Here is a 25,007-nt window from a genome sequence, read left to right as displayed (position 1 = left end):
ACCCGTTGCTCGATTGTGCCACAGGTCGAGACGGAGCCAGGTGACACAGTTCGGTCGGTTTCGTTGACATGGTGTCAGCCCCGCCACCGTGTAATACTCGAAGTCCCTGTCGTCTCTTACATCGACGGATCCTCCATGGACCTGACCTCCTACGCCGAGCTGGCCGTGCTGCTGATCAACAGCCCCGACCGGCTGACCGGCCTCGAAGGGCTCCGCACCCTCCTGGAGGAGGGCGGCCGTTACCGGCCCGGCTGCAGGCTCACCCGTGGCGACCTGGAAGCCCTGCGTGACCTGCGCGAAGAACTCATGACCGTTTTCGAGACGGCGGCGGCCGGCGACGAGGAGGGAGTCGTCGACCGGCTCAACTCGCTGTTGATCCACCATCCGGTCCAGCCGCAGATCTCCGGCCACGACGGTGAACGCTGGCACATGCACCTGACCGAGGGTGGCCGGATGGCCGACCAGTACGCCGTGGGTGCCGTCATGGGCCTGGCCACGATGGTCACCGACCACGGCGTCGACCGGCTCGGCCTCTGCCAGGCGCCGCCCTGCCGCCGGGCCTACCTCGACACCTCCTCCAACCGCTCGCGCCGCTACTGCTCGGAGCGGTGCGCGAGCCGGGCCAACGTCGCCGCCTACCGGGCCCGCCAGAAGGTCGGCCAGTGACTCGGTCAGTGACCCGGTCAGTGACACCGTCCCGCCCGCCCGGTCCGCCGGCGGGCGGGCGGCCGCATGACCGGCCGCGTCACCGCCCGCCGATCCGGAGCGGGCCCGGCCAGTAGCGCAGCACCACCCGGCCGACGATCGACGAGGCCGGCAGCGCGCCGAAGTCCCAGCTGTCGCGGCGGCCGGAGGCGCGCTGGTTGTCGCTCTCCACCCACCATCCCCCGCCCTCCCGCCAGGCCGCCCGCTTGACGATCAGGACGGAGGGGTCCGAGGGCAGCCGGGCGACGACGAGGTCGCCGGGACGCACGGGAGCCCCGCGCCGCACCCAGAGCAAGTCTCCGGGACGCAGCGCGGGCAGCATCGACTCTCCGCTGACGCGTACCCTCATCGAGCGCATCCCCCTCCCACGCTGGTGTTCGAAGACGAGTAAGGTCGTTAACCGGACCATTCTGACCCTGGCATCAAGGAAGGATTCCGATGCTCGCACGACTTCTGCGCCCCAAGCACACCGTGTCGGCGCACTGCGACCTGCCGTGTGGCGTCTACGACCCGGCCCAGGCCCGCATCGAGGCCGAGTCCGTCAAGGCGATCATGGAGAAGTACGCCGCCAACGAGGACCCGGTCTTCCGCTCGCGGGCCCTCACCATCAAGGAGGAGCGGGCCGAGCTGGTCAAGCACCACCTGTGGGTGCTGTGGACCGACTACTTCAAGCCGCCGCACCTGGAGGCGCACCCGCAGCTGCACCAGCTGTTCTGGGAGGCCACCAAGCTGGCGGGCGCGGCCGGCGCCAAGGGCACCGTGGACGTGCAGAAGGCCGAGGAGCTCCTCGCGAAGATCGACGAGATCTCCAAGATCTTCTGGGAGACCAAGGCCGCCGCCTAGGACACCAAGGCGGCTTAAACAGCGCTGAAATGTTGGACAACCAGGCCCCGTGTGGCGTGCGGTCACGCGGGGTCTGACCTGTTCAAGTGTCCTATTCGGGTATCTTCAGGTGTTCTTGACGGTGTCAAATGGGCTCGATCGCGAGTCCAATCGGGCCAACCACCGTCTTGGGGCTGTAGGTTGCAGTCAGCGACTCTGCGAGGAGGAACGTGACCGAACACACCGAGGCACCCGCGGTCGGGATGGGTGGGATCCGCGACGTGGTGAGCGTGCGGTTGCCGGCGGCGAGTGCCTATCTGTCCGTGCTGCGTACGGCGACGGCCGCACTCGCCGTACGGCTGGACTTCACGCTGGACGAGATCGAGGATCTGCGGATCGCGGTCGACGAGGCCTGCGCGATGTTGCTGACGGAGGCCGTTCCGGGCACCGATCTGACTGCCGACTTCGAGCTCACCGGGCAGCTGATGCAGATCCGGGTCGAGGTCAGCACGGTGGGAAACCCCGCCCCCAAGCGTGACGACTTCGCCTGGATGGTGCTCACCGCACTGGCCGACGATGTGGATGCCGTAACCGACTCCCCCGACCGTATGGCGATCGTCCTGCGCAAGCGCCGAGGCGCGGCGAGGCCGGCGTGACGGAAAGGACTCGTGCCATGGCCACCAGTGACCACGCGGTGCCCGACCGGGTGCGCGCGCGCCTGCTCTTCGCGGAACTGGTGGAGTTGAGCGCCGACGACCCGCGTCGTCAGCGTATCCGTGACGAGCTCGTCGAGCTCCATCTTCCCCTTGTCGAATACCTGGCCCGCCGCTTCCGCAACCGGGGCGAGTGGCTCGACGACCTCACCCAGGTCGCGACCATCGGGCTGATCAAGTCGATCGACCGCTTCGACCTCGCCCGCGGGGTGGAGTTCTCCACGTACGCCACCCCGACGATCGTCGGTGAGATCAAGCGGCACTTCCGCGACAAGGGCTGGGCGGTCCGGGTGCCCCGCCGATTGCAGGAGCTGAAGCTCTCGCTCACCAAGGCGATCAGCGAGCTCTCCCAGCGGGAGGGGCGCGCACCCACGGTGACCGAGCTGGCGGCGTTCCTGAAGATGAGCGAGGAAGAGGTGCTCGAGGGGCTGGAGTCGGCGAACGCCTACTCCACGGTCTCCCTCGACGCGCCCGACTCCGGCGACGACGACGCGCCCGCGGTGGCCGACTCGCTCGGCATCGTGGACGACTCGCTGGAGGGTGTGGAGTACCGCGAGTCGCTCAAGCCGCTGCTCGAACGCCTGCCGCCGCGGGAGAAGCGGATCTTGCTGCTGCGCTTCTTCGGCAACATGACACAGTCCCAGATCGCCACCGAGCTCGGCATCTCGCAGATGCACGTCTCCCGTCTGCTCGCCAGGACCCTCGCGCAGCTCCGCGAGGGCCTGACCGTGGACGACTGACCAGCCGGTGGCTAGACCCCGTCCCGGTCCCCGTAGAGGGCCTCGGTGGTGGGGGGTGACAACAGCGCGACCAGTCCGATCACCGCGACGGCGATCAGCGGGATGCCGATCGCCTGCTGGTCGGACTGGATCAGCGTGACCGAGATCGGCACGCAGAAGATCTGCGCCAGTACGCCCGGGCTCCGCGTCCACCGCTCCGAGCGCAGCATGCCCCAGCCCACCCAGAGCAGGGCCGCGCCGAGGAGGATCCCGAAGGAGGCGACGCCGATCGAGCTCATCAGGTCGGAGGGCCGGCCGATCACGGTCTCCACGGCGACGTAGCCGCCGAGCAGCAGCGCGGTGAGACCTTCCAGCGCCATGACGGCTGCGGCGACGGTGAGGGTCATCGGACGGTTCGGCACGGGCCAACCCTACCGTCGGTGCATACCGCTCGCTTCTCCGCCGCCTGCGTACCGTTTCGGGTGGATACGCTGGCCCCATGCGCGCGATGCTCCTGGTGAATCCGAAGGCGACCACCACCAACCGCCGAACCCGGGACGTGCTCATCAGGGCGTTGGGCGCCTCCATGAACCTGACCGTCGAGGAGACCGCCTACCGGGGGCACGCGGCCCTGCTGGCACGCAAGGCGCATGCCTCCGGGTTCGACGTGGTGGCCGTGCTCGGTGGTGACGGCACCATCAACGAGACCGTGAACGGGCTGCTCAACCCCGTGGACGGTGAGGCCGGTGAGGGCCGGGCGACGGACCGGCCGGCACTGCTGGCGATTCCCGGCGGCAGCGCGAACGTCTTCGCCCGGGCCCTGGGCCTGCCGAACGACCCGGTTCAGGCGGTCGGGGCGGTCCTGGAGGCGGTCCGGGACGACCGGCGCCGTACCGTCGGCCTGGGCCAGGCGCTCTGGGACGACCAGAGCAGGTACTTCACGTTCTGCAGCGGCCTGGGGTACGACGCCGAGGTGATCCGGGCCGTGGAGGGGATGCGTGGCACCGGCCGCAAGGCCACTCCGGCCCGCTATGTGAACACCGCGTTGCAGCACTATCTCCTGACGGACAAGCGTCATCCGGCCATGACCGTCGAAGGGCCGGACGTGCCGGCGGCCGACGGCGTCTTCATGGCCGTGGTCTCCAACACCTCGCCGTGGACGTACGTGGGCTCGCGGCCGGTCTGCCCGACCCCTTGGGCGAGTTTCGAGACCGGGCTCGACATGATCGGGCTCCAGCGCCTGGGCCTGCCGGCGATGCTGCGGTTGATGCCACAGATCATCGGGGTCCGCGACACCCTTCCGACCGGCCGCCACCTGGTGCAACTCCACGACGAGAAGGAGTTCACGCTGAGCGCCGCCCGGCCGGTGGCCTTCCAGCTCGACGGCGACTACCTGGGAGAAGTCGAGCGGGTGACGTTCCGGGCTATCCCAGCTGCGTTACAAGTCCTGGTCTAACCTGTTACATGCGGTCATCATGTGACGCATCCGACATACATGACAGGCAAAACGTTCGTCGAAACCTCTTGCGTGTACTGAGCGTGGCTGACAATCTCAACATTGACGTCGGAACGTAGGACCTTTGAGCGGCTACCTCGCTCCTGGGCCACCGGCGATCAAGTGAGACGACCCCCGACCGACCGCGGCCCGGGGAATCGCTCGCGACCGTTCGTGAAACTCTTCACAAAGTGAGCCGACGGAGCCACCGCAGGGGCTCCTGTTACGAAGGAGTGGACGCATGGACTGGCGCCACCGAGCTGCCTGCCGTGACGTGGATCCCGAGCTGTTCTTCCCGATCGGCAACACCGGCCCCGCACTGATGCAGATCGAAGAGGCCAAGCAGGTGTGCCGTACGTGCACCGTCAGCGAGGCGTGCCTGAAGTGGGCTCTGGAGTCCGGCCAGGACGCCGGTGTCTGGGGCGGCCTGAGCGAGGACGAGCGCCGCGCCTTCAAGCGCCGCACCGCCCGTGCCCGCGCTCGCGCGAACGTCTGACCTCCGCCTCCTGACACGCGCCTCCCGACGCGTCCCGCGGTCGGCGCCGGCCCCGCACGGCCGGCGCTCACCCCTCACGACGGCCTCACCCCCGTGATCCCCTCACGACGCGGCGTCACCCCCGCGATGTGACTGTCCACCATAGCGTGGCTCCCCGCAGCGCGGTCCCCCGCGGTACCCCCGCCGGTGCCCGCTCCCCGCGGCACCCCCGCCGGTGCCCGGCCCGCCCCCCTCTCCGCCGCCGCTCAGGCCGCCGGGAGGGGGATGGACAGGGTCACCTCGGTCCCACCACCCTGGCGGGGTTCGATGGCCAGGCGCCCGGACAACTCCCCCACCACCAGGGTGCGCACGATCTGCAACCCCAGGCTGGTGGTGCTGTCGAGGTCGAAGTCGTCCGGCAGCCCGCTGCCGTCGTCCGAGACGATGACGTCCAGCCGCTCGGCCCCGCGGGACACGATCACCTGAAGCCGTCCCTGCCGCTGTGCCAGCCCGTGCTGGACGGCGTTCTGCAGCAGCTCGGTGAGCACCATCGCCAGCGGCGTCGCGATCTCCGAGCGCAGCACGCCGAACGTGCCGATCCGGCGCGGCACCACCTGCGTCTCCGGGGCCGCCACCTCCCCCGTCATCGCGATCACACGGTCGGCGATCTCGTCGAAGTCGACCTGCTCCTCGGGCGTGTGCGACAGCGTCTCGTGCACGATCGCGATCGAGCCGACGCGGCGCACCGCCTCCTCCAGCGCCTCCCGCCCCTCCGGCACCCGCAGCCGCCTGGCCTGGAGCCGGAGCAGCGCGGCCACCGTCTGCAGGTTGTTCTTCACCCGGTGGTGGATCTCCCGGATGGTGGCGTCCTTGGTCATCAACTCCCGTTCGCGCCGCCGCAGCTCGGTCACGTCCCGGATGAGCACCAGCGCGCCGATCCTGCCACCCCCGACGACCAGGGGGATCGCCCGCAGCTGCACGACCGTGCCGCCCGACTCCACCTCCGTCTCCCTGGGCTCACGCCCGCTGGCGACGATCATCAGGTTCTCGTTGATGGGCTCGTCGGAGTAGCAGAGCGCGGCGGTCGTGCGGCCCAGCTCAGCGCCGACGAGGTCGGCGTTGAGGCCCAGCCGCCGGTAGGCCGACAGGGCGTTCGGCGAGGCGTACGTGACACGACCGGCCCGGTCGAGCCGGAGGAGCCCGTCGCCCACGCGCGGCGAACGGACCAGGATCGGCTCGGCGCCGGAGAACGGGAAGCGGCCCTCCGACACCATCTGCGCCAGGTCGGAGGCGCTCTGCAGGTAGGTCAGCTCCAGCCGGGACGGGGTGCGCGCGGAGGACAGGTTCGTCGAGCGCTGGATGACGCCCAGGAAACGGTCGGCCCGCCGCACCGGGATGGTCTCCTCCCGGACCGGAACCCCGCTCGACCAGTCGGGATCACCCTCGCGGCAGATGCGCCGCTCGTTCCACGCGGTCTCCAGCAGCGTCCGCTCCCCCTTGGGGGCGATCATGCCCACGATGTCGTCGTGGTAGACCGTCGGCCCCGTGGTGGGACGCATCTGCGCGATCGCGATCCATCCCGAACCATCCCTGAGCGGGATCCACAGGATCAGATCGGCGAAGGACAGGTCCGCGAGGAGCTGCCAGTCGGAGACCAGCGAGTGCATCCACTCAAGGTCCGCATCGTCGAGCGCGGTGTGGCGAACCGCCAGGTCGCTTAGAGTCGGCACCCGTGCATCATGCGTTCTTTGCAGGCCCGAACGCGAATCGGCTGCCCTTGACTGCGAAAATGCGGCCTATGGAGCAGATCCCCGGCCCGTCGCAGCGGTGGCGCGCGACAGCGCGGGAAGGTGCGCCGGCGACCGCTCGCGGAGCCCGTGTGCCCGGGGCCACCGGGTCCCGGGGACGGTGCACGACGCCCACCGCACCGCTCACCGCGACGCCCATCACGGCACCCACCGCACCGCTCACCACGTCACCCATCGCGGTGCTCGCCACGGTGCTCACTGCGGTGCTCACGGATGGACCAGGCGGTGTGAGAACGGTCACACCACAAGGATCGGCGAGATGCCGGGCCGATGCCGTGCCCGGTGCCCCCGAGGTGATCCGGCCCTCCGGCCGCACGGGGTCGTCGTCCGTCTCCGTCACCGGTTCGATGCCCGCGAGTGTGACGGCGGCGCCCGTCGTTGTGGATATCCTTCACAATCAGCCCGAACTGCCAAGACTTGCGCGGACCAGGACGAGGAAGCCGGCCACGACGGCCTGCGAGCTCGACCCGGCGACCGGCGGACCGGCGGGTGCGGTCGTCCCCGTCGTGCCCGGACCACCCGAGGCCGTGCTTCGGGTCGCCCTCATCCGCATGGAGCGGGGGACACGCGCCGGACGCCTCCGGCCGCCCCCGGCGCCGGCAGGCCGCTCTTGCCCGCGGTTGACCGCACGGGCCAATCTGAGTTCCGATGATCTAGCGGTGACCAGGGGTGCATTCACCGCCGTGGCCGAGATGAAGGTGACCATGTGAGCGAAGACTCCCCTAGGATCCCGAAGTACTACGACGTCAAGCGCAACCTGCTCGCTCTCACCAAGAGCCTGGCCGCGGGCAGCGCGCTGCCTCCGGAGCGGACGCTCGCGGTGCGCTTCGAGACGTCACGCACCACCGTGCGCCAGGCCCTGTCAGAACTCGTCGTCGAAGGCCGCCTGGTGCGCATCCAGGGCAAGGGGACGTTCGTCGCACACCCCAAGGTCGCCCAGGTCCTGCAGCTGACCTCCTACACCGGGGATCTGCGGACCGTCGGCCTCGAACCCGACACCAAGATCCTTGACATCAGCTACATCACCGCCGACGAGCCCCTGGCCCGCCGTCTCGCCATCAACGCCGGAGGGCGGGTGCTGCGCATCCACCGGCTCCGGCTGGCCAACGGCGAGCCGATGTCGATCGACACCACCCACCTGTCGGCCCGGCGCTTCCCCCGGCTCCGACGGGAGCTCGAGGTGCACTCCTCGCTGTACGAGACCCTGTACAACGCCTACAGCGTCCGGCTGACCGACGCCGAGGAGATCATCGAGACCGTGCTGGCCACACCGTACGACGCCCAGGTGCTGAGCGTGGACGTCGGACTGCCGATGCTCCTGCTCACCCGGCACGCCTTCGACGCCGACGGCAACCCGGTGGAGTGGGCCCAGTCCCTCTATCGGGGCGACCGCTACAAGTTCGTCACCCGCCTGCGCCGTCCCTGAGCCCCGTCCCCGCGCGCCACGGCGCAGCCCGGGGACGCCCGGGGACGCCCGGGGACGCCCGGAGACACAGTGTTCCCGGACGGCGGCCGGAAGGTCGCGGCACCTCCTCCCACCAGGATCGACATCTCTTCTCACAACAAGGCAGACATCCGTTTCCGGCATGAGAGGAGGCGATCGTGGGCAGGGACAACAATCTCTGTCCGCCCAATTGACCGACTGGTAGGTTGCGCTACATGGAGTCCCCCAAGCACGCAGGCGACATCGCCGTCGCCGTCTCCAAGGCATACGGCGTCGAGACCATGTTCACCCTGTCCGGCGGGCACGTCTTCCCGCTGTACGACGGGGCCGTCCACGAAGGCATGCCCATCCTGGACGTCCGGCATGAGCAGAGCGCCGTGTTCGCCGCCGAGGCGACCGCGCGGCTGACCCGTAAGCCCGGGCTCGCCGTGCTGACCGCGGGCCCCGGCATCACCAACGGCATCAGCGGGGTGACCACCGCCCACTTCAACGGGTCACCGGTCGTGGTCATGGGCGGGCGGGCGCCGCAGTCGCGGTGGGGCTCCGGCGCGCTGCAGGAGCTCGACCACCCGCCGCTGTTCACGCCGATCACCAAGCTCGCCTTCACCGGCTCCGGGGCGGACTCCATCGGCCAGGACGTGGAGATGGCCTTCCGTACCGCCCTGGCCCCGCACCGCGGCCCGGTCTTCCTCGACTTCCACATGGACCACCTCTTCTCGGCCGCTCCGCCGCTCGACGAGGCCCCCGAGACGCTGACCCCGTCGCCCCTGGAGCCCGACCCCGACGCGCTCGCGGCGATCGCCCGCCTGATCGCCGAGGCCGAGCGCCCGGTCCTGGTGCTCGGCTCCGACGTGTGGATGGACCGCGCCGAGGAGGTCGCCCGCGGCTTCGCCGAGGAGTACCGCCTGCCGGTCATCCCCAACGGCCAGGGCCGCGGCATCCTGCCCGCCGGGCACGAGCTGCTGGTGACCCGGGCCAGGGGGACGGCCTTCTCCCAGGCCGACCTGGTGATCATCGCCGGCACCCCGGTCGACTTCCGCCTCGGCTACGGCTGGTTCGGCGGCAAGGACGGCGCCCCGCTCGCCAAGGTCGTGCACCTGGCCGACGCGCCGTCGCAGCTGACCACCCACATGAAGCCCACCGGCGCCGCGGCCGGCGACCTGTCGCTGCTGTTCTGGAGCCTCGGCGCGGCCTGCGCCGAGGCCGGGGTGTCCCCCAAGACGTACGCACCCTGGCTGGAGCGGCTCACCGAGACCGCCTCGGCCGCAGCCGCCTCGGACGCCGAGCTGCTGGCGGCCGACTCCGACCCGATCCACCCGATGCGGATCTACGGCGAGCTGGGCAAGATCCTCGCCGACGACGCCGTGGTGATCGGCGACGGCGGCGACTTCGTCTCCTACGCGGGCAAGTACGTCGAGCCCAGGCAGCCGGGGAACTGGCTCGACCCGGGCCCGTACGGCTGCCTGGGCACCGGCCTGGGCTATTCCATCGCCGCCCGGCTGGCCCGGCCCTCCTCGCAGGTGGTGCTCCTGCTCGGCGACGGCGCGGCCGGCTTCTCGCTGATGGACGTCGACACGCTCGTACGCCACCGGCTGCCGGTCGTGATGATCTGCGGCAACAACGGCGGCTGGGGCCTGGAGAAGCACCCCATGCGGATGCTCTACGGCTACGACGTGGCCGCCGACCTGCAGCCGCAGTGCCGCTACGACCAGGTGGTGACCGCGCTCGGCGGCGGCGGCGAGCTCGTCACCGACCCGTCGGAGATCGGCCCGGCGCTGCGCCGCGCCTTCGACTCGGGCGTGCCCTACATGGTCAACATCGCCACCGACCCGTCCGTGGCCTACCCCCGCAACACCACCGGCGTCTGAGCGCGAGGCCGGCCCGCCGGGGCCGGCCTCCGGACGCTACTTGGGAGCGGACGTCGGCACCGCGGGGGCGGAGGCGGTGGGGGTGGGCGTGGGCTCGCACTTGTAGCTGATCACGGTGATCTCCACCGGCTTGCCGATCTCCACCAGGGTCCCCGCCGCGGGGATCGTCTGCACCGCCTTGAGGCACTGCGTCTTGTCGACGTCGGCGCTGTAGACGATGTTCGGCTTGAAACCCGCCGCCGCGACGGCGGCCTGCGCGGCCGACGGCGTCATCTCGGCCACGTCGGGCACCGCCTTCTTCGGCTTGGGCGTGGGGCTCGGGGTGGCGGTGGGCGTGGGGGTCGGCGTGGGGGTCGGGGCGGGCTCCGGGGTCCTGGTGGGGGTGGCCGGCCTGGTCGTCGGCCGTTCGACCGGCGGCGCGATCTGGGTCCGGGTCGCGGTGGGCGTGGGGGTCGGCTTCTTCCTCTTGCCCGGTGCCTTCGTGGTGACCGTGACGGAAGGCGTCGTCCCCTTCGCCATGTGGTCGGTGTCGTCCGCCGAGCTGGCCGCCATCACGTTGATCGCGACCGCGACGAGGCCGACGCACATCGCGCCGGCCGCCGCGGACGCCGCGAGCACCCCACCCTTGCGCCTCGGCTTCGGCGCGGCGCGGCGCCGCCCCTGCTGCGGGACGGCTTCGGTGACCGGCTCCTGGCCGGGAGAGGAGGCGGTGGGCTGCGTGCCCTCCTGCCAGTTCCCGGTCGGCCCTCCGTGCGCCGCCTGCCAGCCCGTCTGCGGGACGGGCTGGTCGTGCCAGCCGGTCTGCGGGGCGGCCTGCGGCGGTCCGCCCTGGGGCATCTGCGCCTGCCAGCCGGTCTCCGGGACCGCCGGAGCCTGCGACACGGCCGGACCCGTCCCACCGCCGAGGACCGCCTGCTGCGCGGCGGTGCTCATGGCCGCCGCACTGGGGAAGCGGCGGGCGGGGTCCTTGGACAGGGCCCGCTCCACCAGGGCCCGCACCGCCGGCGGGATGTCCGGCGGCAACGGCGGAGGCGCCTCACGGATGTGCTTGAGGGCGATCGTGACCGGGGTGTCGCCGTCGAACGGGCGCTGCCCGGCCAGGCACTCGTAGGCCACCACGCCGAGCGCGTAGATGTCGACCGCGGGTGTGACCGGCGCCCCCTCCGCCTGCTCCGGCGCGCAGTAGGCGGCGGTGCCGAGCACCATGCCCGCGTCCGTCAGCCTGCTGGCGGCGTCGGACCTGGCGATGCCGAAGTCGGTGAGCACGAGCGTGCCGTCCGAGCGGACCAGGAGGTTGCCCGGTTTGATGTCCCGGTGCACGATGCCCTGCTCGTGCACCGCCTGCAGGGCCGAGGCCGCCTGGGAGATCAGATCCATCGCGGCGCCGGGAGTGATCCGGCCCAGCCGCCCCAGGAGGCGGTCGAGCGGTTCACCGTCGACGAACTTCATCACCAGGTATGCCGTCGCCCCCGCGCCGGGCACCTCGTGAACCCCGTAGTCGTAGACATCGACGACCCCGGAGTGATTGATCGTCGCCATGGCCCGTGCCTCGCCCTGGAAACGCACCAGGAAGCCCGGGTCGTCCATCCGGCCGGGGAGCAGCACCTTGACGGCGACGGTGCGCGCCAGGACCGTGTCCTCGCCCCGCCACACCTCGCCCATACCACCGGCGCCGATGCGCGTATCCAGGCGATACCGCCCCGCCAGCGTCGTGCCTTGGGCCACCATGACTCCCCCGTAACCCTCTCCGCTCCCACCCCAGGGTTCTCCAACAAAGCGGATGCGTATCGCGGCACCGTCACGGCCATGTCACGAAACCCTGCACACCGTACGGCTCACAAATAAGACGCGTGCCGTAGCATCGCACAGAACTCAGAACTTCTGGGCGTACTTATACACCCTCGAAGTTCCTGCGCCGTGAACCACTCGGAAGTCCCGCCGCCGACGGCCGCTCCGGGCGCCGCGGGGGCCTCAGGAGCGATGACCCGCGCCACGATAGCGGACTCCCATAGAACCCTACAAGATATGGCAAAGATTCATTAAATTAAACAAGCCGGACACTAGCCGACTTCTGATCGAGCACACCACCCGGAAGCGGGAGGTGGCAGGAGCCCGGCCGGATGACCACCCGGGACAGCCACGACACGAGAGAGCCCGTCGGAGCACCACGGTGGACCTCTATGCTGGCGCGCATGACGCTCGCTCCCGGTCTGCAGGCCCGCCTCCTCATCATGGTCGAGAGAGAGGACACGGCGGAGAAGGTCAGCAGCGGGGACGTACCGGTGCTGGCCACCCCCCGCCTGCTGGCCCTGGCCGAGCAGGCGACCGTCCAGGCGGTCGCGGGTGTCCTCGACCCCGGTCAGACCTCCGTGGGCACCAGGGTCGCCTTGGAGCACCTGGCGGCCAGCGCGATCGGCAGCCACGTCGAGATCTCCGCCGAGCTCACCGAGGTCGACGGCCGCCGCCTGGTCTTCGGCTTCGTCGCCCGTCATCGTGATGCCGTGGGTGGCCGGGAGGCCGTGGGCGGACGCGAAGCCGTGGGCGGCCGGGAGGCCGTCGTCGCCACCGGCACGATCGAGCGAGTGGTCGTCGACCGCGAACGCTTCCTCGCGCGACTCACGCGCTGACATCTCTGCGTGACTCACACACCGGACAGCCCCGCATGACCTACGCGCCGACGTCCCCCGTGGTCCGCGCACCGGGCATCTCCACGCGACTCACACGCCGACGTCCCGCGCGCCGCGGCCCTGCCGCACCGGGCGTCCCGCCGACCGTCAGGGCTGCGGGACGCCGGACCGTCCTCGTGCTCGGGCACGGGCGTGACCGCCATGGAGCCGCTACTCGATGACCGCGATCAGGTCGCCCTCCTGGATGACGTCACCCTCCGCCACCTTGATCTGAGTGACCACGCCGTCGTCCTCGGTGAGGACCGGGATCTCCATCTTCATCGACTCAAGGATGACCAGGGTGTCACCTTCCACGACGGAATCCCCCTCGGCCACGAGAACCTTCCAGACGTTCGCCACCATCTCCGCGCGTACCTCAGCCACCGGGAACTCCCCTCGTCCAATCTGGTTCAACTGTCCAGAAGAATTGATCATGTCCTCATCCGGGACACAAGTCCTGTGTCACAGTCGCCGCCGGCGAACTCCGGCCGTTCCGGATGCTTCGCCGGGCGATCTCGCCCCGGCCGGCGACCAGAACGGACTCGAACACGTTGGTGGACCCCTTTCGACCGCTCCACCCTATGACCGGGGTCTTCGCGGCCCCCTTCGCCCTGAACCACCGATCGGGGCAACGCGATCTGTAGGAACCCCACAACGGTGCGGCGGCCGAAACCCCTACAGCCGATGAAGCGGGGCCAGCCTGTCGATCACCCGGGACAGCGCCTCGACGACCGCCGGGTCATACTCCCCGCCCACGCCCAGCCGGAGCCTTTCCAACGCCGCGCCGGCCCGGTCGCGGTCAGTGGAGCCGCCGACCAGGTCGTCGTAGGCATTGGTGACCTTGATGATGCGGCTGGCCAGCGGCGGTGTCTCCGCGCACGTGTCGCACTGACGGCGGACGATCTCGGCCACCCGGTCCAGCACCCCGGTCTGGCGGATCACCTCCGCCCCCAGCTCGGCGATGCGCCGGGCCTGCTCCGGATCGGTGAGGACGGTGGCGCCTCCCGGAATGGGGTCGCGCAGTGACAGCTGGCCGATGTCGTGCATGAGCGCGGCGTACTCCAGCTCCAGCAGCTCCGGCTCGGCCGTGCCGAGTTCGCGTCCGACCGCCACGGCCAGCCGGCTCACCCGGCGAGAGTGGCCCGGCTCGACGTAGCCGCCCACCTCGGTGACCCGCGACAGCGCGCGGACGGTCTGCAGGTAGGTGGCCCTGATGCCGGCGTACTTGCGGAAGGCCACCTGGGTGACCAGCAGCGGTGCGGCGAAGACCAGCAGCGCGGCCATGCCCATGCTGTGCGAGGCGAGCGCGAGCAGGATGCCGGACGCCGCCACGGCCGCCCCCAGCGGCGCCGCCATCCGCAGCTCGTCGTGGACGGCCACCCCGAAGGCCGCGCGTACCTGCGCGGCGCGGAGCGCGGCGGCCAGCAGCACGTCGAGCAGGACCATGACGACGATGAGCACGGCCATCGCACCCAGCGCCGGCCACCAGCCGCTCCCGCCCTCGCCTGCCATCTCGAACAGCGGGGCGGCCAGCGGCCGGTAGGCCAGCGCGAGCAACGCGCCGGTGAACAGCCTGCGCGCCATCGCGTCGAGGCGGGGCGGGCGACCCACCGCCAGGTGCGGCAACGCCCCGGCGATCATGCCGACCGACAGCACCGCGAAGACCTGGAGCGCCGAGTGCCGGGCCGGCACGCCGCCCATGTCCAGCAGCAGCGTGTAGCCGAGCGCCGCGGCCGAGCCGATCGGCGCCACCTCGCGGTTTCCGGGCATGGTGAGCCTGGCCAGCTCCCCGGCCGCGATCAGCGCGCCGAAGCCGACGGCGATCTCGGAGTCGACCAGCCCGGTCGCGGCCGTGTGGGCCACCCCGGCCACCGCCAGCAGACCGGCCGCGCAGACCAGCAGCCACTGGCCGGAGTCGAACGCCGGGAACGCACGGTTGGCGCCGAGACCGCTCATCGCTCCGACACCACCTGGATGGGCATGGTCGGGTCGTCGTGGTCCTTGATGGTGGTCTCGGCCTCGCTCCCCGGGGGGGTGACGACCGTGCGGGGCGGCTCCCAGCCATGACGGTCGAGCGCTTTGATGAACGCCACGACCATCACCGGGTCGAACTGGGTGCCCGCGTTCTTGCGGAGCTCGGCCACGGCCACGTCGATCGGGCGGGCCCCCCGGTAGGAGCGGTCGGAGGTCATCGAGTCGAAGGCGTCGGCCACCGCGATGATCCTCGCGAACTCCGGGATCTCGTCGCCCGCCAGCCCCATCGGGTAGCCCTTGCCGTCCTGCCGCTCGTGGTGGTGCATGATCCCGGCGAACGCCTCGTCCAGGAAGTCGATGCCCCGCACGATCTCCAGCCCGCGCATCGGGTGGAGCTGGATGGCCGCGAACTCCTCCTCGGTGAGCGGGCCGTCCTTCTGCAGCACCTTGGTCGGCACGCCGAGCTTGCCGACGTCGTGAAGCATGCCGGCGTAGCGAATCGCACGCAGCCGCTCCGACCCCATGCCGACCTCCTGAGCGATCATGCCCGCGGCGAGGGAGACCCGGGTGCAGTGGCCGCGTGTGTAGTAGTCCTTGGTCTCGACCGCCTGGCAGAGCGCGGCGATCGTGGCGTCGTAGGCGCGCTGCTGCGCGAGGTACTGCCCGAAGGCCCAGCGCGCGACGAAGAGCGGGAGCAGCACGAGCACCGTGGAGATCGAGCTGACGGTCGCCCACAACCCCGCGATCAGCAGCCCGAAGGTGGCGTAGCCGAGATAGGAGACCATGAACTGGGCCAGACCGCGCAGCGGGACCTGGTCGGCCTGACCGGTGAGCACCAGCACCAGCGCGATCAGGAGGGAGTTGAGCGGCACGAAGACCGCCGCCGCCCCCGCGAACGGCAGGATGAGGTCGTCGAACCCGGCGATGTCCGGCACGTCGGTCGTGCCCCCGAGCAGCACGTAGACGCGGCCCGCGACATAGCCGCAGATGGCGAACTGCGCGCTGTTGAACAGCCGTTTCACCAGCGGCAGGCCCGGCCGGACGCTGAACATGGCCGTCATGCCGACCAGGGCCGCTCCCTCGGGGCCGAGGAGCACCACCGCGGCGAGCACCGCAGAGAAACTGACCGAGACCGCGGCCTGCCTGACGTTCAGCAGGGTCGGCACCGACTCGCACACCAGGAACAGCAGCGCGAGCACCATGAGATTGGACCAGTCGAGCCGCTCGAACCGGCCGCCCGTGGCCACGCCGTATCCGAGCAACGCGAACGCGGCTCCGATGACAAGGATCAGATAGACCTTGGCAAACCACGGCAGTCCACGCAAAGCGGCCACCCTTGGGTTCTACGAGCGCGTGCTCAAGTCCAGGAGATCCCGAAAGAGACCGGGGTGACCGTTTCCTTCAACATGCGCTGCCTCCACGTCGATTTCGCACTCAGGCTACAGAAGCCCACCAGACGGGGAGGGGGAGACCGGGAATCGCAAGCAAAGCGTAACCAACCCATCACCACCCGCCATCGACGCTCGCCAGGGGGGTACGAACCGCCCGGAAGCCTCCCGGACGGACTGTCCGACCGGTGTTACCGCCCGGCACAGGGGTTACCGCCCGGTACGGGGCTGCCCCCGAGCACGGGGACAACCGCCCGGCGTGGAGGCTATCGCCCGACACGGAGGTGTCACCCGGCACGGGGGCTACCGCCTGGCCAGGCGGGCCCGTGCCCAGTCGACGGTGGTCTTCAGGCCGGCGGCCAGGTCGGTCTGCGGACGCCAGCCGAGCCCCTCGAAGGCGGGGGCGGGGTCGACGGCCATCGCCGGCAGGTCGCCCAGACGCGCCGGGGCCTCGCCCGGCTCGTCGGGGGCACCCGCCGCCCCGGCGACCAGGGAGTGCAACGCGCGGTCGGTGGTCTCCACTCCGGTGCCCAGGTTGAAGCGGCGGCCGTTGCCCCGGTCCTCGCAGGCGCGGGCGAACCCGTCCACCACGTCGTCGATGAAGATGTAGTCGCGGGTCTGGCCGCCGTCGCCGTACACGACCGTGGGGGTGCCGTTGAGCAGGGCGTCGGTGAAGATGGCGACCACCCCCGCCTCGCCATCGGGCGACTGGCGCGGGCCGTAGACGTTGGAGAGCACCAGCGTCGTGTAGTCGATGCCGTAGAGCGCCTTGAACGCGGTCAGGTAGGTCTCGGCGCTGAGCTTGGAGGCCGCGTACGGCGAACGCGGGTCGGTCGGGGCGTCACCGGGGACGGGGATGACCGGCGGCCTGCCGTACACCGCGACCGAGGAGGCGAAGACGACCTTGCGGGTGCCGCCGTGGTGGGCGGCGGTCAGCACCGAGGCGGTGCCCTCGACGTTGAGCCGGGCGTCGTGGACCGGGTCCGCCACGCTCTTGCGAACGCTGATCTGCGCGGCGAGGTGGCAGACGACCTCCGGCTTCCACTCCGCGGCCAGGCCGATCAGGGCCGGGTCGCGGATGTCCAGCACGTGCAGGGCGAAACGGGGGCTCTCCGCGGCACGGGCCAGGTTCTCCCGGTCGCCGCCGGAGAGGTCGTCCACCGCCATCACCTCGTGGCCGTCCGCCAGCAACCGGTCGACCAGGGTGGATCCGATGAATCCTGCCCCGCCGGTCACGAGTATCCGCATGGTGAACCCCTAATCCTCGGTGTGGCCACGGCCGTACCGAAGATCCTAGGAGGTCACCGGGCCAGCTCGGCGCGGACCTGGTCGATGCGGCTGAGCACCTTGGCCCGCAGGTCGGCGGAGGCCTGGTCGCAGCCGCAGTGCTTGGCGATCAGCTGCTTGACGACCTGCTCCAGGCCGTACTCCTCCAGACACGGATGACATTCGTCCAGATGCTGGCGGATGTCGGAGTACTTGTTCGCGTCGAGCTCACCGTCGAGGTAGCTGTAGACCTTGTCCAGGACCTCGCGGCAGTCGGTGTCGTGGTGGTTGCCGCAGCTCATGCGATCACCTCACCCGGGAATCCGGAGCCCGCGCCCGCGGGCGCCCGGTGGCCGTCTCGCTCGCTCACTTCGCACCCTCCGCCGGAACCAGGCCGCGCTCGCGCGCGTAATCCTCAAGTTGGGTCCGCAGCTGGCGACGGCCGCGGTGCAGCCGCGACATCACGGTCCCGATCGGGGTGCCCATGATGTCGGCGATCTCCTTGTACGGGAAGCCCTCGACGTCGGCCAGGTACACCGCGATGCGGAACTCCTCGGGGAGCGCCGCCAGCGCCTGCTTCACGTCCGTGTCGGGGAGGTGCTCCAGCGCCTCGATCTCCGCCGACTTCAGCCCGCCGGAGGTGTGCGACTCGGCCCTGGCCAGCTGCCAGTCCTCGATCTCCTCGGCGCCCGACTGCTTGGGCTCCCGCTGCTTCTTGCGGTAGCTGTTGATGAAGGTGTTGGTCAGGATGCGGTACAGCCAGGCCTTGAGGTTCGTGCCTTGCTGGAACTGGTGGAAGGACGCGAATGCCTTGGCGAACGTCTCCTGAAGAAGATCCTCGGCGTCCGCGGGGTTCCGGGTCATCCGAAGCGCGGCGGAATAGAGCTGGTCGAGATAGGGCATCACATCCCGCTCGAACCGCATGCTCCGCTGCTCCAGAGTCTCCTCTTCTGTCGCAGGGACCGGACCCACCCCCTTAAGATCGCCGGAGTCCTGCTGACGCGGGACACCGTACTGAGCGGAGGATACCCGCTCGTCGGGGAGGAACCGATCGCCGGGGCCGGTGACCGGTTCTATCAGGGCGAGCATTCGTGTGCCGACCTTCCGGAGGGATTGTGCGTTGTCCGCTTGCAACACGCTCGCCTAGGTATCTGTTCCCCCAAGATAGAAGGTGATGAAAGGCCCGGTACGGGGAACAAAAAATACGTACCGGTAGGTAGTTGATCACCACCGGATCCTCCCGATGCCAGGAGCTGCTTGTGCTGCCCATCCCGGCCGAAGAGCTGAACGGCTCAGGTGCACTCGGGCCGTACTGGACCTTTTACCACGCGGTCGTGGCCGAGCAGCTGAACCGCTGGCTGCCGGAGAGTCCCTCGACCGTCCTGGACATGTCCTGCGGCAACGGACGCTGGGGCGCCCAGGCGGCCAGGGCCGGTCACCGGGTGATCGAGGTCGTCGACTTCCGCCGGCCCGCGGAGGGCCGGTCTCTGCACGACGCCTCCAGGGTCAGCCAGGTCCGTGCCGACGACCTGCGGTTCCTGCCCGACTGCAGCGTGGACGCCGTACTCGCCGAGGAGCGGGCGATGTCCGTCGAGCTCATGGCCGAGTCGGCGGTCGACGACATCGCCCGGGTGCTGCGGCCCGGCGGTCGTGCGCTGGTCTGCGTCGACTCCCTGGTGCTGGGCATGGCGATCCTCGCCGAGCAGAACTACTGGGCCCATCTGCGCCAGACCGGCGAGGTCATGCTCGTGCCCTGGCCCGACGGCAGCATCACCCGGTGCTTCAGCAGCGGCCAGCTCCGCGAGCTGCTCGCCGGCGCCGGGCTGGAGGTCGAGTGGGTGCGCCCGCGCACGGTGCTGTCGCCCTCGACGGTCGACCACGTGCTGGCCGCCGATCCCCGGGCGCTCACCTGGCTGGTCAACACCGAGCTCGACGCCCACCCGGACGACGACGACACGGTGGGCATCCACCTGGTGGCCAGCGCCCGGCGCCGGGCCTGACGCCCCCGCGGACCCCCGGGGAGAAAATCCCGGACGCTCCGAAGCCGCCCCGGAAAGGGCCCGGCCGGAAATACCCGGCCGTCAGAGAAGGGCCCGGCCGGAAATACCCGGCCGTCAGAGAAGGGCCTGGCCGTCGCCCTCGGCGTCCTTCAGCGGCTCGATGAGCTCCGGGCCGTTGTTGCGCACCGAGTTGACCGCGGTGGAGACCGGGTGCACCCGCAGGCCGGTGGAGCCCGCGGGGATCAGGAACCCCCGCGCGTCGGGCACTCCCGGGTCGAGCCACTCGCCCCAGCGGTCGCGCTCGATCAGCATCGGCATCCGGTCGTGGACCGTACCGGCCGCGTCCACCGCGGAGGTGGTGATGACCGTACAGGTCACCAGCCACGCCAGCGGATCGTCCTCGGGCCTGCCCCGGTCGCGCCAGAACTCGTACAGCCCCGCCATGGCCAGCACGCCGCCGTCCTCGGGGCGGACGAAGTACGGCTGCTTCTTCGGCCTGCCCTTGGCGTCCTTCTCGTCGAGGACCGCCCACTCGAAGTAGCCGTCAGCGGGCAGCAGGCACCTGCGCTCGGCGAACGCCCTGCGATAGGCGGGCTTCTCGGCCACCGTCTCCACCCGGGCGTTGATCATCTTCGAGCCCACGGACGGGTCCTTCGCCCAGGAGGGGACCAGCCCCCAGCGCAGCACACGCAACTGCCGGATCGGCCGGTCCGTCGCGGCGTCCTTCGGCGTCCGGCTGAGCACGGCGTAGACCGGTTTGGTCGGCGCGACGTTGTAGTCGGGCCTCAGCTCCTGGTCGGCGGCGTCGAGCTCGACCTGGAACTCCTCCAGCAACTCGTTCTTGTTCCGCGCAGACACATATCTCCCGCACATATCCCCACCCTGCCATGTCTGCGTGCGCCGAAACCCGGTAACCGCGATGTCCCACCTCGTCCCGCGCGCCACCCGCACCGCCCGCCCGGCGCCGTGTCCTCACCACGAGCGGGCACGGGCCCACGCGGGCAGGCGGGTAAGGGCACCGACCGGGTGATACGAGTGCGACCAAGTGGTACGGACGGCACGGGTGCTGACCGGGCACTGACCGGGCTGACCGGGCGGCACGGTCCCGCGGGCCAGGAAGCGCGGCTCCCGGTCCCGGTAGGCTTTTGGCCATGTCCGTTCCGCTGTGGCCCGCCCCGACGGCGACCGATCCCGTCCGCGCGACCGTTTCCCTGCCCGGGTCGAAGTCCGTGACCAACCGCGCGCTGCTGCTGGCCGCGCTGGCCGAGGGGCCCGGCACGGTGCGGCTGGCGCTGCGCAGCCGCGACGCCGACCTGATGGCCGAGGCGCTGCGGACGCTGGGTGCCACGATGGTCCCGTCCAACGAGAGCGCCTCCGGCGTCGACTGGGCGATCACGCCCGGCCCCGTCACCGCCGGGGCCCGCATCGACGTGGGCCTCGCGGGCACCGTCATGCGGTTCGTGCCCCCGATGGCGGCGCTGGCCGACGGGGAGGTGTCCTTCGACGGCGACCCGCACGCGCGCAGGCGTCCGATGGGCCCGATCCTGCGCGCGCTCCGCGCGCTGGGCGCCGAGGTGACGGGCGACGCGCTGCCGTTCACGATCCGCGGCCCGCTGACCGGCGGCGAGGTCACGCTCGACGCCTCCGGGTCGTCGCAGTTCCTCTCCGGCCTGCTGCTGACCGCCGCGCGTTTCGCCAAGGGCGTGACGGTACGCCACGACGGCCCGCCGATCCCGTCGCAGCCGCACATCCAGATGACCGTCCAGATGCTCCGCGAGTACGGCGTCCAGGTCGACGACTCCGAGCCGGACGTCTGGCGGGTCGAGCCCGGCCCCATCGCGGCGCGGGAGTTCACGGTCGAGCCCGACCTGTCCAACGCGGCGCCGTTCCTGTCGGCTGCCATGGTCACCGGCGGCACGGTCACGGTCCCCGGCTGGCCCGCGTCGACCACCCAGCCCGGTGACCAGCTCCGCACCCTGCTCTCCGCCATGGGTGCCCGGGTCGAGCGGACGCCCGAGGGGCTGGCGGTCACCGGCACCGGGCGGATCACCGGCATCGAGGCCGACCTGCGCGACGTGGCCGAGCTGACTCCGGCGATCGCCGCCCTCGCCGCGCTCGCCGACTCCCCCAGCAGGATCAGCGGCGTCGCCCACATCCGCGGGCACGAGACCGACCGGCTGGCGGCCCTGGTCGCGGAGATCAACGGTCTCGGCGGTGACGCGAACGAGACCGAGGACGGCCTGGAGATCCGGCCGCGCCGGCTCACCGGCGGGATCTTCCGCTCCTACGCCGACCACCGGATGGCCACCGCCGGAGCGGTGATCGGCCTGGCCGTGCCCGGCGTCGAGGTGGAGGACATCGCCACCACGGGTAAGACCCTCCCCGAGTTCGCCTCCATGTGGACGGACATGCTGGGCGGTGCGCGATGAGGGGTGGCCGGCCGGCACGCCCCGGAGGAGACGCCCGGTAGCGACGGACCACCGTCGCCGCCCCGCACCGGGGCGGTCCGGGCCGGATAAGGCGGCGAAGCTGAGAAAGCGCGAGTACGACGAGGACGACGTCAGGGTCAGGCCGGGCAAGGGGTCCCGGCCCCGGACCCGCATCCGCCCTGCCCACGAGGACGCGGTCCCAGGGTTCGTGATCGCGGTCGACCGCGGGCGTTACACCTGCCTGGTCGAGCCGGTCGGCGAACGGGGCCGCCGCAGGAAGGACCGGGCGGACGACATCGCGACGGGCCGCCGGACGGTCGTCGCCATGAAGGCCCGCGAGCTGGGCCGCAAGGGGATCGTGGTCGGCGACCGGGTGGCTCTGGTGGGCGACGTCTCGGGCAGACCCGACACCCTGGCCCGGGTCGTCCGGGTGGAGCCCCGCACCTCGATGCTGCGCCGCTCGGCGGACGACACGGACAACACCGACGGCATCGAGCGTCCCGTGGTGGCCAACGCCGAGCAGTTGGTGATCGTGACCGCCCTGGCCGACCCGCCGCCCCGCCCCCGGATGATCGACAGGATGCTGGTCGCGGCCTTCGACGCGGACATCGAACCGATGCTCTGCCTCACCAAGTCCGACCTGGCCGCACCCGACGACCTGGTCGCGCTCTACGCCCCGCTCGGCGTCCCGTACGTCGTGATCCAGAAGGGCGGCGACCTGGACGAGCTGCGCGAGCGCGTCAGAGACCGCGTCAGCGTGCTCGTCGGCCACTCGGGCGTGGGCAAGTCCACCCTGGTCAACGCCCTGGTCCCGGACGCCAACCGGGCCGTCTCGCACGTGAACGCGGTGACCGGCCGGGGCAGGCACACCTCCACCTCGGCGGTCGCCCTGGAGCTCCCCGGCGGGGGCTGGATCATCGACACCCCGGGCGTGCGCAGCTTCGGGCTCGCCCACGTCTCGGTCGAGACCGTCCTCGCCGGGTTCCCCGATCTCGTCGAGGGCACCGTCCACTGCCCCAAGGGCTGCACCCACCTGTCCGAGGAGTGCGCTCTCGACGCCTGGGTGGCCGCCGGCCACGCCGGCCCGGCCCGGCTGGAGTCCCTGCGGCGCCTGCTCGCCAGCCGCGAGGGCACCGCGGACGACGACCAGGCCCGCTCCGGCGCGGATCCGCTCCCCGACCTGGGATGAACCACGCGGATCCGCCCCTCGGCCCGGCGTGAACCACGCGGCACCAGACCCCGGCCCGGGGTAAGGCACGCGATCAGACACCGGCCCGGGAAGGCCGCGCGGCACGGATCCGGCGGACGGCTACCGGTTCGGGCGGAGGGTCCAGAAGACGGTCACCTCGGAGACCGGGGTACCGTCGGCGGTCCTGACCTCGACGGCGATCTCGAACTCGGGGCGCTTCCCGGCGTCCAGCAGGGCCACGACCTCCTCGCGGGAGCCCACCAGCCGGGCCTCGGCGACGATGTCCCCCAGTGCGAGCTTGGTGTAGCGGATCGCCGCGTTCGCGACCAGCGGGGTCGCCCGCGAGAGCTGGTCACCGAAGGCGGCGAGCATGGCGGCGCCGGAGGCCAGCTCGGCCACGCTGAACAGCACCCCGGCGTGCGGGCCGCCCATATGGTTGTGCAGGTCGACCCGGTCTGCCATGCGGGCGATCGCCAGGCCCGGTTCCACCTTGTCGTAGGAGATGTCCAGCGTCCCGGCGAACGGAACGCTCTGCAGCATGAGGGAACCCGCGTCAAAGCTCATGCCCGAATGCTACTCGCCGGTAACACAGCCGCCAACGCCTGATTTACCAGGCATTCCCCCTCTGATGGGACGCGACACGGTTCCTCCGCATGCTCCCGCTCTCCTCCTCCCCTCCCGCGACGCGATAGCGTTGCCACCCGTGACGGGTTACCACGACGACCTGCGTCTGGCCCACGCCCTGGCCGACGCCGCCGACGACCTGACCATGCGCCGCTTCAAGGCCATCGACCTGCGGGTGGAGACCAAACCGGACCTCACGCCGGTCAGCGACGCCGACCAGGCCGTCGAGGAGGCGATCCGCGGCACTCTCGGCCGGGCCAGGCCGCGCGACGCGATCCTCGGCGAGGAGTTCGGCACGACCGGTTACGGCGCCCGCTCCTGGATCGTCGACCCGATCGACGGCACCAAGAACTACGTGCGGGGCGTCCCCGTCTGGGCCACACTCATCGCGCTGATGGACCAGGATCGCGTCGCCGTGGGCCTGGTCTCCGCCCCGGCCCTCGGCCGCCGCTGGTGGGCCGCGCGCGACAGCGGGGCCTGGACCGGCCGGAGCCTCACCAAGGCCACCCGCTGCCAGGTCTCCTCGGTCACCCGCCTGGAGGACGCGTCGTTCTCCTACTCCAGCCTCGGCGGGTGGGAGGAGGCGGGCAAGCTCGAGGCGTTCCTCGACCTGAACCGGTCCGTGTGGCGCAGCCGCGCCTACGGTGACTTCTGGTCGCACGTGCTCGTCGCCGAGGGCGCCGTCGACATGTCGGCCGAGCCCGAGCTCTCTCCCTGGGACATCGCGGCGCTGACCGTGATCGTCGAGGAGGCCGGCGGCATCTGGACCGACCTGTCGGGGGTTCCCGGCATCGACGGCGGCAGCCTGCTGTGCAGCAACGGCGCGCTGCACAACGAAGGGCTCAAGCGCCTCGGCAGCGGCCCGCTCACCCTGCCGGTGTAGCCCCCCTTCCCCACCCCACCGTCGCGACCGGGCCGTTCTCCGTCGCATACCGGAAGCGGCTTCCGGTACGCGACGGAGAACGGCCTCTTCGCACGAGCGCATCGCCCCCTTTCGCACGACGCCCCCTTTCGCACGACGGGCCCGCAACCTTCACGTGACGGGCACGGTCTGTCTCTTCGTACCGAGGCGCGAACCCCTCACGTCACGAAGGCGCGAGCCCCCCACGTGACGGGGCTCGGGTCCTGTGTGACAAAGGCGCGAACCCCTCATGTGACGGGGATCGAGTCCCATGTGACGGGGATCGGGCCCCTCACGTGACGGGAAGGTGAACGGACGGGCACGCGCAAAGAACCGTCCAACGCGGCGGGTGCGGCCCAGCAGGCCCGCACCCGCGTCTCCGCCGATGCTCCGGCCGGGAAATCCTCACAGCTCGGGATGCCCATCCCCCCGGAACGGCAACGTAGATCAAACTCTCGCCAAAGAACCGGTATTCACATGGCCGGGCGCACCTTTTTCGACACAGGTCACGACTCGTTTCA

At 70.8% G+C, this 25,007-nt stretch carries 25 protein-coding genes; 13 read left to right on the top strand and 12 right to left on the bottom strand.

Going from position 1 to position 25,007, the window contains the following annotated elements; genetic code table 11:
• The first annotated feature begins 135 nt into the window (after positions 1-135).
• Positions 136-666, top strand: a complete 531-nt coding sequence (locus F4562_RS21640; protein WP_184548850.1) for a CGNR zinc finger domain-containing protein — start codon at positions 136-138, stop codon at positions 664-666.
• 79 nt (positions 667-745) lie between these two features.
• On the opposite strand, the gene sodX is transcribed toward F4562_RS21640, so the two are convergent.
• Entirely contained in the window at positions 746-1,054 is a 309-nt protein-coding gene (gene sodX / locus F4562_RS21635) for a nickel-type superoxide dismutase maturation protease (protein ID WP_184548848.1), read from the bottom strand.
• 89 nt (positions 1,055-1,143) lie between these two features.
• On the opposite strand from sodX, the gene sodN reads away from it, so the two are divergent.
• From sodN to F4562_RS21620, 3 genes are all read left to right on the top strand, one after another.
• Complete coding sequence (gene sodN / locus F4562_RS21630; RefSeq protein ID WP_184548846.1) at positions 1,144-1,548, top strand: superoxide dismutase, Ni; 405 nt, start codon at positions 1,144-1,146, stop codon at positions 1,546-1,548.
• A 209-nt stretch (positions 1,549-1,757) separates the two neighbouring features.
• Complete coding sequence (locus tag F4562_RS21625; RefSeq protein ID WP_375782508.1) at positions 1,758-2,183, top strand: anti-sigma factor; 426 nt, start codon at positions 1,758-1,760, stop codon at positions 2,181-2,183.
• 17 nt (positions 2,184-2,200) lie between these two features.
• Positions 2,201-2,980: an RNA polymerase sigma factor SigF gene (locus F4562_RS21620; RefSeq protein WP_184548843.1), complete on the top strand. Its 780-nt coding sequence runs from the start codon at positions 2,201-2,203 to the stop codon at positions 2,978-2,980.
• Between the two features lie 11 nt (positions 2,981-2,991).
• Here F4562_RS21620 and F4562_RS21615 read toward each other — a convergent pair whose 3' ends face one another.
• Positions 2,992-3,381, bottom strand: a complete 390-nt coding sequence (locus F4562_RS21615; protein ID WP_311734308.1) for a hypothetical protein — start codon at positions 3,379-3,381, stop codon at positions 2,992-2,994.
• Positions 3,382-3,458: 77 nt separating this feature from the next.
• On the opposite strand from F4562_RS21615, the gene F4562_RS21610 reads away from it, so the two are divergent.
• Both F4562_RS21610 and F4562_RS21605 read left to right on the top strand, forming a co-directional pair.
• Positions 3,459-4,415, top strand: coding sequence for a diacylglycerol/lipid kinase family protein (locus tag F4562_RS21610; protein WP_184548841.1), 957 nt, complete (start codon positions 3,459-3,461; stop codon positions 4,413-4,415).
• 280 nt (positions 4,416-4,695) lie between these two features.
• Complete coding sequence (locus F4562_RS21605) at positions 4,696-4,950, top strand: WhiB family transcriptional regulator (protein WP_184548840.1); 255 nt, start codon at positions 4,696-4,698, stop codon at positions 4,948-4,950.
• 245 nt (positions 4,951-5,195) lie between these two features.
• Here F4562_RS21605 and F4562_RS21600 read toward each other — a convergent pair whose 3' ends face one another.
• Positions 5,196-6,659 (bottom strand): PAS domain-containing sensor histidine kinase, encoded by a 1,464-nt coding sequence (locus F4562_RS21600; RefSeq protein ID WP_184548839.1) that lies wholly within the window; start codon positions 6,657-6,659, stop codon positions 5,196-5,198.
• A 784-nt stretch (positions 6,660-7,443) separates the two neighbouring features.
• Here F4562_RS21600 and F4562_RS21595 point away from each other — a divergent pair.
• Positions 7,444-8,163, top strand: coding sequence for a GntR family transcriptional regulator (locus F4562_RS21595; RefSeq protein ID WP_184548838.1), 720 nt, complete (start codon positions 7,444-7,446; stop codon positions 8,161-8,163).
• 233 nt (positions 8,164-8,396) lie between these two features.
• Positions 8,397-10,049 carry an acetolactate synthase gene (locus F4562_RS21590; protein ID WP_184548837.1) on the top strand — a complete coding sequence of 551 codons (1,653 nt, stop codon included), beginning with the start codon at positions 8,397-8,399 and terminating at the stop codon, positions 10,047-10,049.
• 36 nt (positions 10,050-10,085) lie between these two features.
• Here F4562_RS21590 and F4562_RS21585 read toward each other — a convergent pair whose 3' ends face one another.
• A complete protein-coding gene (locus tag F4562_RS21585; RefSeq protein ID WP_184548836.1) occupies positions 10,086-11,777 on the bottom strand; it encodes a serine/threonine-protein kinase in 1,692 nt (563 codons plus the stop codon).
• Positions 11,778-12,241: 464 nt separating this feature from the next.
• Between F4562_RS21585 and F4562_RS21580 the strand changes: the two genes are divergently transcribed.
• Positions 12,242-12,676: a thioesterase family protein gene (locus tag F4562_RS21580; protein ID WP_246473503.1), complete on the top strand. Its 435-nt coding sequence runs from the start codon at positions 12,242-12,244 to the stop codon at positions 12,674-12,676.
• Positions 12,677-12,886: 210 nt separating this feature from the next.
• Here F4562_RS21580 and F4562_RS21575 read toward each other — a convergent pair whose 3' ends face one another.
• The 6 genes from F4562_RS21575 to F4562_RS21550 all read right to left on the bottom strand — a co-directional run bounded on the left by F4562_RS21575 (position 12,887) and on the right by F4562_RS21550 (position 18,315).
• Positions 12,887-13,099, bottom strand: coding sequence for a biotin/lipoyl-binding carrier protein (locus tag F4562_RS21575; RefSeq protein WP_311734307.1), 213 nt, complete (start codon positions 13,097-13,099; stop codon positions 12,887-12,889).
• Positions 13,100-13,390: 291 nt separating this feature from the next.
• Positions 13,391-14,671 (bottom strand): HD-GYP domain-containing protein, encoded by a 1,281-nt coding sequence (locus tag F4562_RS21570; protein WP_184548832.1) that lies wholly within the window; start codon positions 14,669-14,671, stop codon positions 13,391-13,393.
• Positions 14,668-16,014: an HD-GYP domain-containing protein gene (locus tag F4562_RS21565; protein WP_184548863.1), complete on the bottom strand. Its 1,347-nt coding sequence runs from the start codon at positions 16,012-16,014 to the stop codon at positions 14,668-14,670. The genes F4562_RS21570 and F4562_RS21565 overlap by 4 nt, the downstream gene beginning before the upstream one ends.
• A gap of 366 nt (positions 16,015-16,380) precedes the next feature.
• Complete coding sequence (locus F4562_RS21560) at positions 16,381-17,325, bottom strand: NAD-dependent epimerase/dehydratase family protein (protein ID WP_184548830.1); 945 nt, start codon at positions 17,323-17,325, stop codon at positions 16,381-16,383.
• A 53-nt stretch (positions 17,326-17,378) separates the two neighbouring features.
• Positions 17,379-17,645 (bottom strand): mycothiol system anti-sigma-R factor, encoded by a 267-nt coding sequence (gene rsrA / locus F4562_RS21555; RefSeq protein WP_184548829.1) that lies wholly within the window; start codon positions 17,643-17,645, stop codon positions 17,379-17,381.
• A 64-nt stretch (positions 17,646-17,709) separates the two neighbouring features.
• Positions 17,710-18,315 carry a sigma-70 family RNA polymerase sigma factor gene (locus tag F4562_RS21550; RefSeq protein WP_184548827.1) on the bottom strand — a complete coding sequence of 202 codons (606 nt, stop codon included), beginning with the start codon at positions 18,313-18,315 and terminating at the stop codon, positions 17,710-17,712.
• A gap of 287 nt (positions 18,316-18,602) precedes the next feature.
• Here F4562_RS21550 and F4562_RS21545 point away from each other — a divergent pair, with 287 nt between their 5' ends.
• Entirely contained in the window at positions 18,603-19,343 is a 741-nt protein-coding gene (locus F4562_RS21545; RefSeq protein ID WP_184548825.1) for a class I SAM-dependent methyltransferase, read from the top strand.
• 114 nt (positions 19,344-19,457) lie between these two features.
• Here the strand turns inward: F4562_RS21545 and F4562_RS21540 are convergent, their stop codons facing one another.
• The gene (locus F4562_RS21540) at positions 19,458-20,216 is read right to left on the bottom strand and encodes an SOS response-associated peptidase (protein WP_184548823.1); all 759 of its coding nucleotides are present in this window, start codon (positions 20,214-20,216) and stop codon (positions 19,458-19,460) included.
• A gap of 278 nt (positions 20,217-20,494) precedes the next feature.
• Between F4562_RS21540 and aroA the strand changes: the two genes are divergently transcribed.
• Both aroA and rsgA read left to right on the top strand, forming a co-directional pair.
• On the top strand, positions 20,495-21,772 hold the full coding sequence (gene aroA, locus F4562_RS21535; RefSeq protein ID WP_184548821.1) for a 3-phosphoshikimate 1-carboxyvinyltransferase: 1,278 nt from the start codon (positions 20,495-20,497) through the stop codon (positions 21,770-21,772).
• 100 nt (positions 21,773-21,872) lie between these two features.
• A complete protein-coding gene (rsgA, locus tag F4562_RS21530; protein WP_184548861.1) occupies positions 21,873-22,961 on the top strand; it encodes a ribosome small subunit-dependent GTPase A in 1,089 nt (362 codons plus the stop codon).
• 120 nt (positions 22,962-23,081) lie between these two features.
• Here rsgA and F4562_RS21525 read toward each other — a convergent pair whose 3' ends face one another.
• A complete protein-coding gene (locus F4562_RS21525) occupies positions 23,082-23,525 on the bottom strand; it encodes a DUF4442 domain-containing protein (protein ID WP_184548813.1) in 444 nt (147 codons plus the stop codon).
• Positions 23,526-23,664: 139 nt separating this feature from the next.
• On the opposite strand from F4562_RS21525, the gene hisN reads away from it, so the two are divergent.
• The gene (gene hisN, locus F4562_RS21520; protein ID WP_184548811.1) at positions 23,665-24,468 is read left to right on the top strand and encodes a histidinol-phosphatase; all 804 of its coding nucleotides are present in this window, start codon (positions 23,665-23,667) and stop codon (positions 24,466-24,468) included.
• Positions 24,469-25,007: the final 539 nt, after the last annotated feature.

The sequence above is a fragment of the Streptosporangium becharense genome (assembly GCF_014204985.1).
GTDB classification, from domain to species: domain Bacteria; phylum Actinomycetota; class Actinomycetes; order Streptosporangiales; family Streptosporangiaceae; genus Streptosporangium; species Streptosporangium becharense.
Note: the sequence above shows the minus strand (reverse complement) of the source record. Positions and strands in the feature narration are given on the sequence as shown.

Excerpts from the sequence above, each read along its gene's own strand:
- F4562_RS21640 (WP_184548850.1), top strand. The coding sequence starts at position 136 with ATGGACCTGACCTCCTACGCCGAGCTGGCCGTGCTGCTGATCAACAGC.
- sodX (WP_184548848.1), bottom strand. The coding sequence starts at position 1,054 with ATGAGGGTACGCGTCAGCGGAGAGTCGATGCTGCCCGCGCTGCGTCCC.
- sodN (WP_184548846.1), top strand. The coding sequence starts at position 1,144 with ATGCTCGCACGACTTCTGCGCCCCAAGCACACCGTGTCGGCGCACTGC.
- F4562_RS21620 (WP_184548843.1), top strand. The coding sequence starts at position 2,201 with ATGGCCACCAGTGACCACGCGGTGCCCGACCGGGTGCGCGCGCGCCTG.
- F4562_RS21610 (WP_184548841.1), top strand. The coding sequence starts at position 3,459 with ATGCGCGCGATGCTCCTGGTGAATCCGAAGGCGACCACCACCAACCGC.
- F4562_RS21605 (WP_184548840.1), top strand. The coding sequence starts at position 4,696 with ATGGACTGGCGCCACCGAGCTGCCTGCCGTGACGTGGATCCCGAGCTG.
- F4562_RS21590 (WP_184548837.1), top strand. The coding sequence starts at position 8,397 with ATGGAGTCCCCCAAGCACGCAGGCGACATCGCCGTCGCCGTCTCCAAG.
- F4562_RS21585 (WP_184548836.1), bottom strand. The coding sequence starts at position 11,777 with ATGGTGGCCCAAGGCACGACGCTGGCGGGGCGGTATCGCCTGGATACG.
- F4562_RS21580 (WP_246473503.1), top strand. The coding sequence starts at position 12,242 with ATGACGCTCGCTCCCGGTCTGCAGGCCCGCCTCCTCATCATGGTCGAG.
- F4562_RS21570 (WP_184548832.1), bottom strand. The coding sequence starts at position 14,671 with ATGAGCGGTCTCGGCGCCAACCGTGCGTTCCCGGCGTTCGACTCCGGC.
- F4562_RS21560 (WP_184548830.1), bottom strand. The coding sequence starts at position 17,325 with ATGCGGATACTCGTGACCGGCGGGGCAGGATTCATCGGATCCACCCTG.
- rsrA (WP_184548829.1), bottom strand. The coding sequence starts at position 17,645 with ATGAGCTGCGGCAACCACCACGACACCGACTGCCGCGAGGTCCTGGAC.
- F4562_RS21540 (WP_184548823.1), bottom strand. The coding sequence starts at position 20,216 with ATGTGCGGGAGATATGTGTCTGCGCGGAACAAGAACGAGTTGCTGGAG.
- aroA (WP_184548821.1), top strand. The coding sequence starts at position 20,495 with ATGTCCGTTCCGCTGTGGCCCGCCCCGACGGCGACCGATCCCGTCCGC.
- F4562_RS21525 (WP_184548813.1), bottom strand. The coding sequence starts at position 23,525 with ATGAGCTTTGACGCGGGTTCCCTCATGCTGCAGAGCGTTCCGTTCGCC.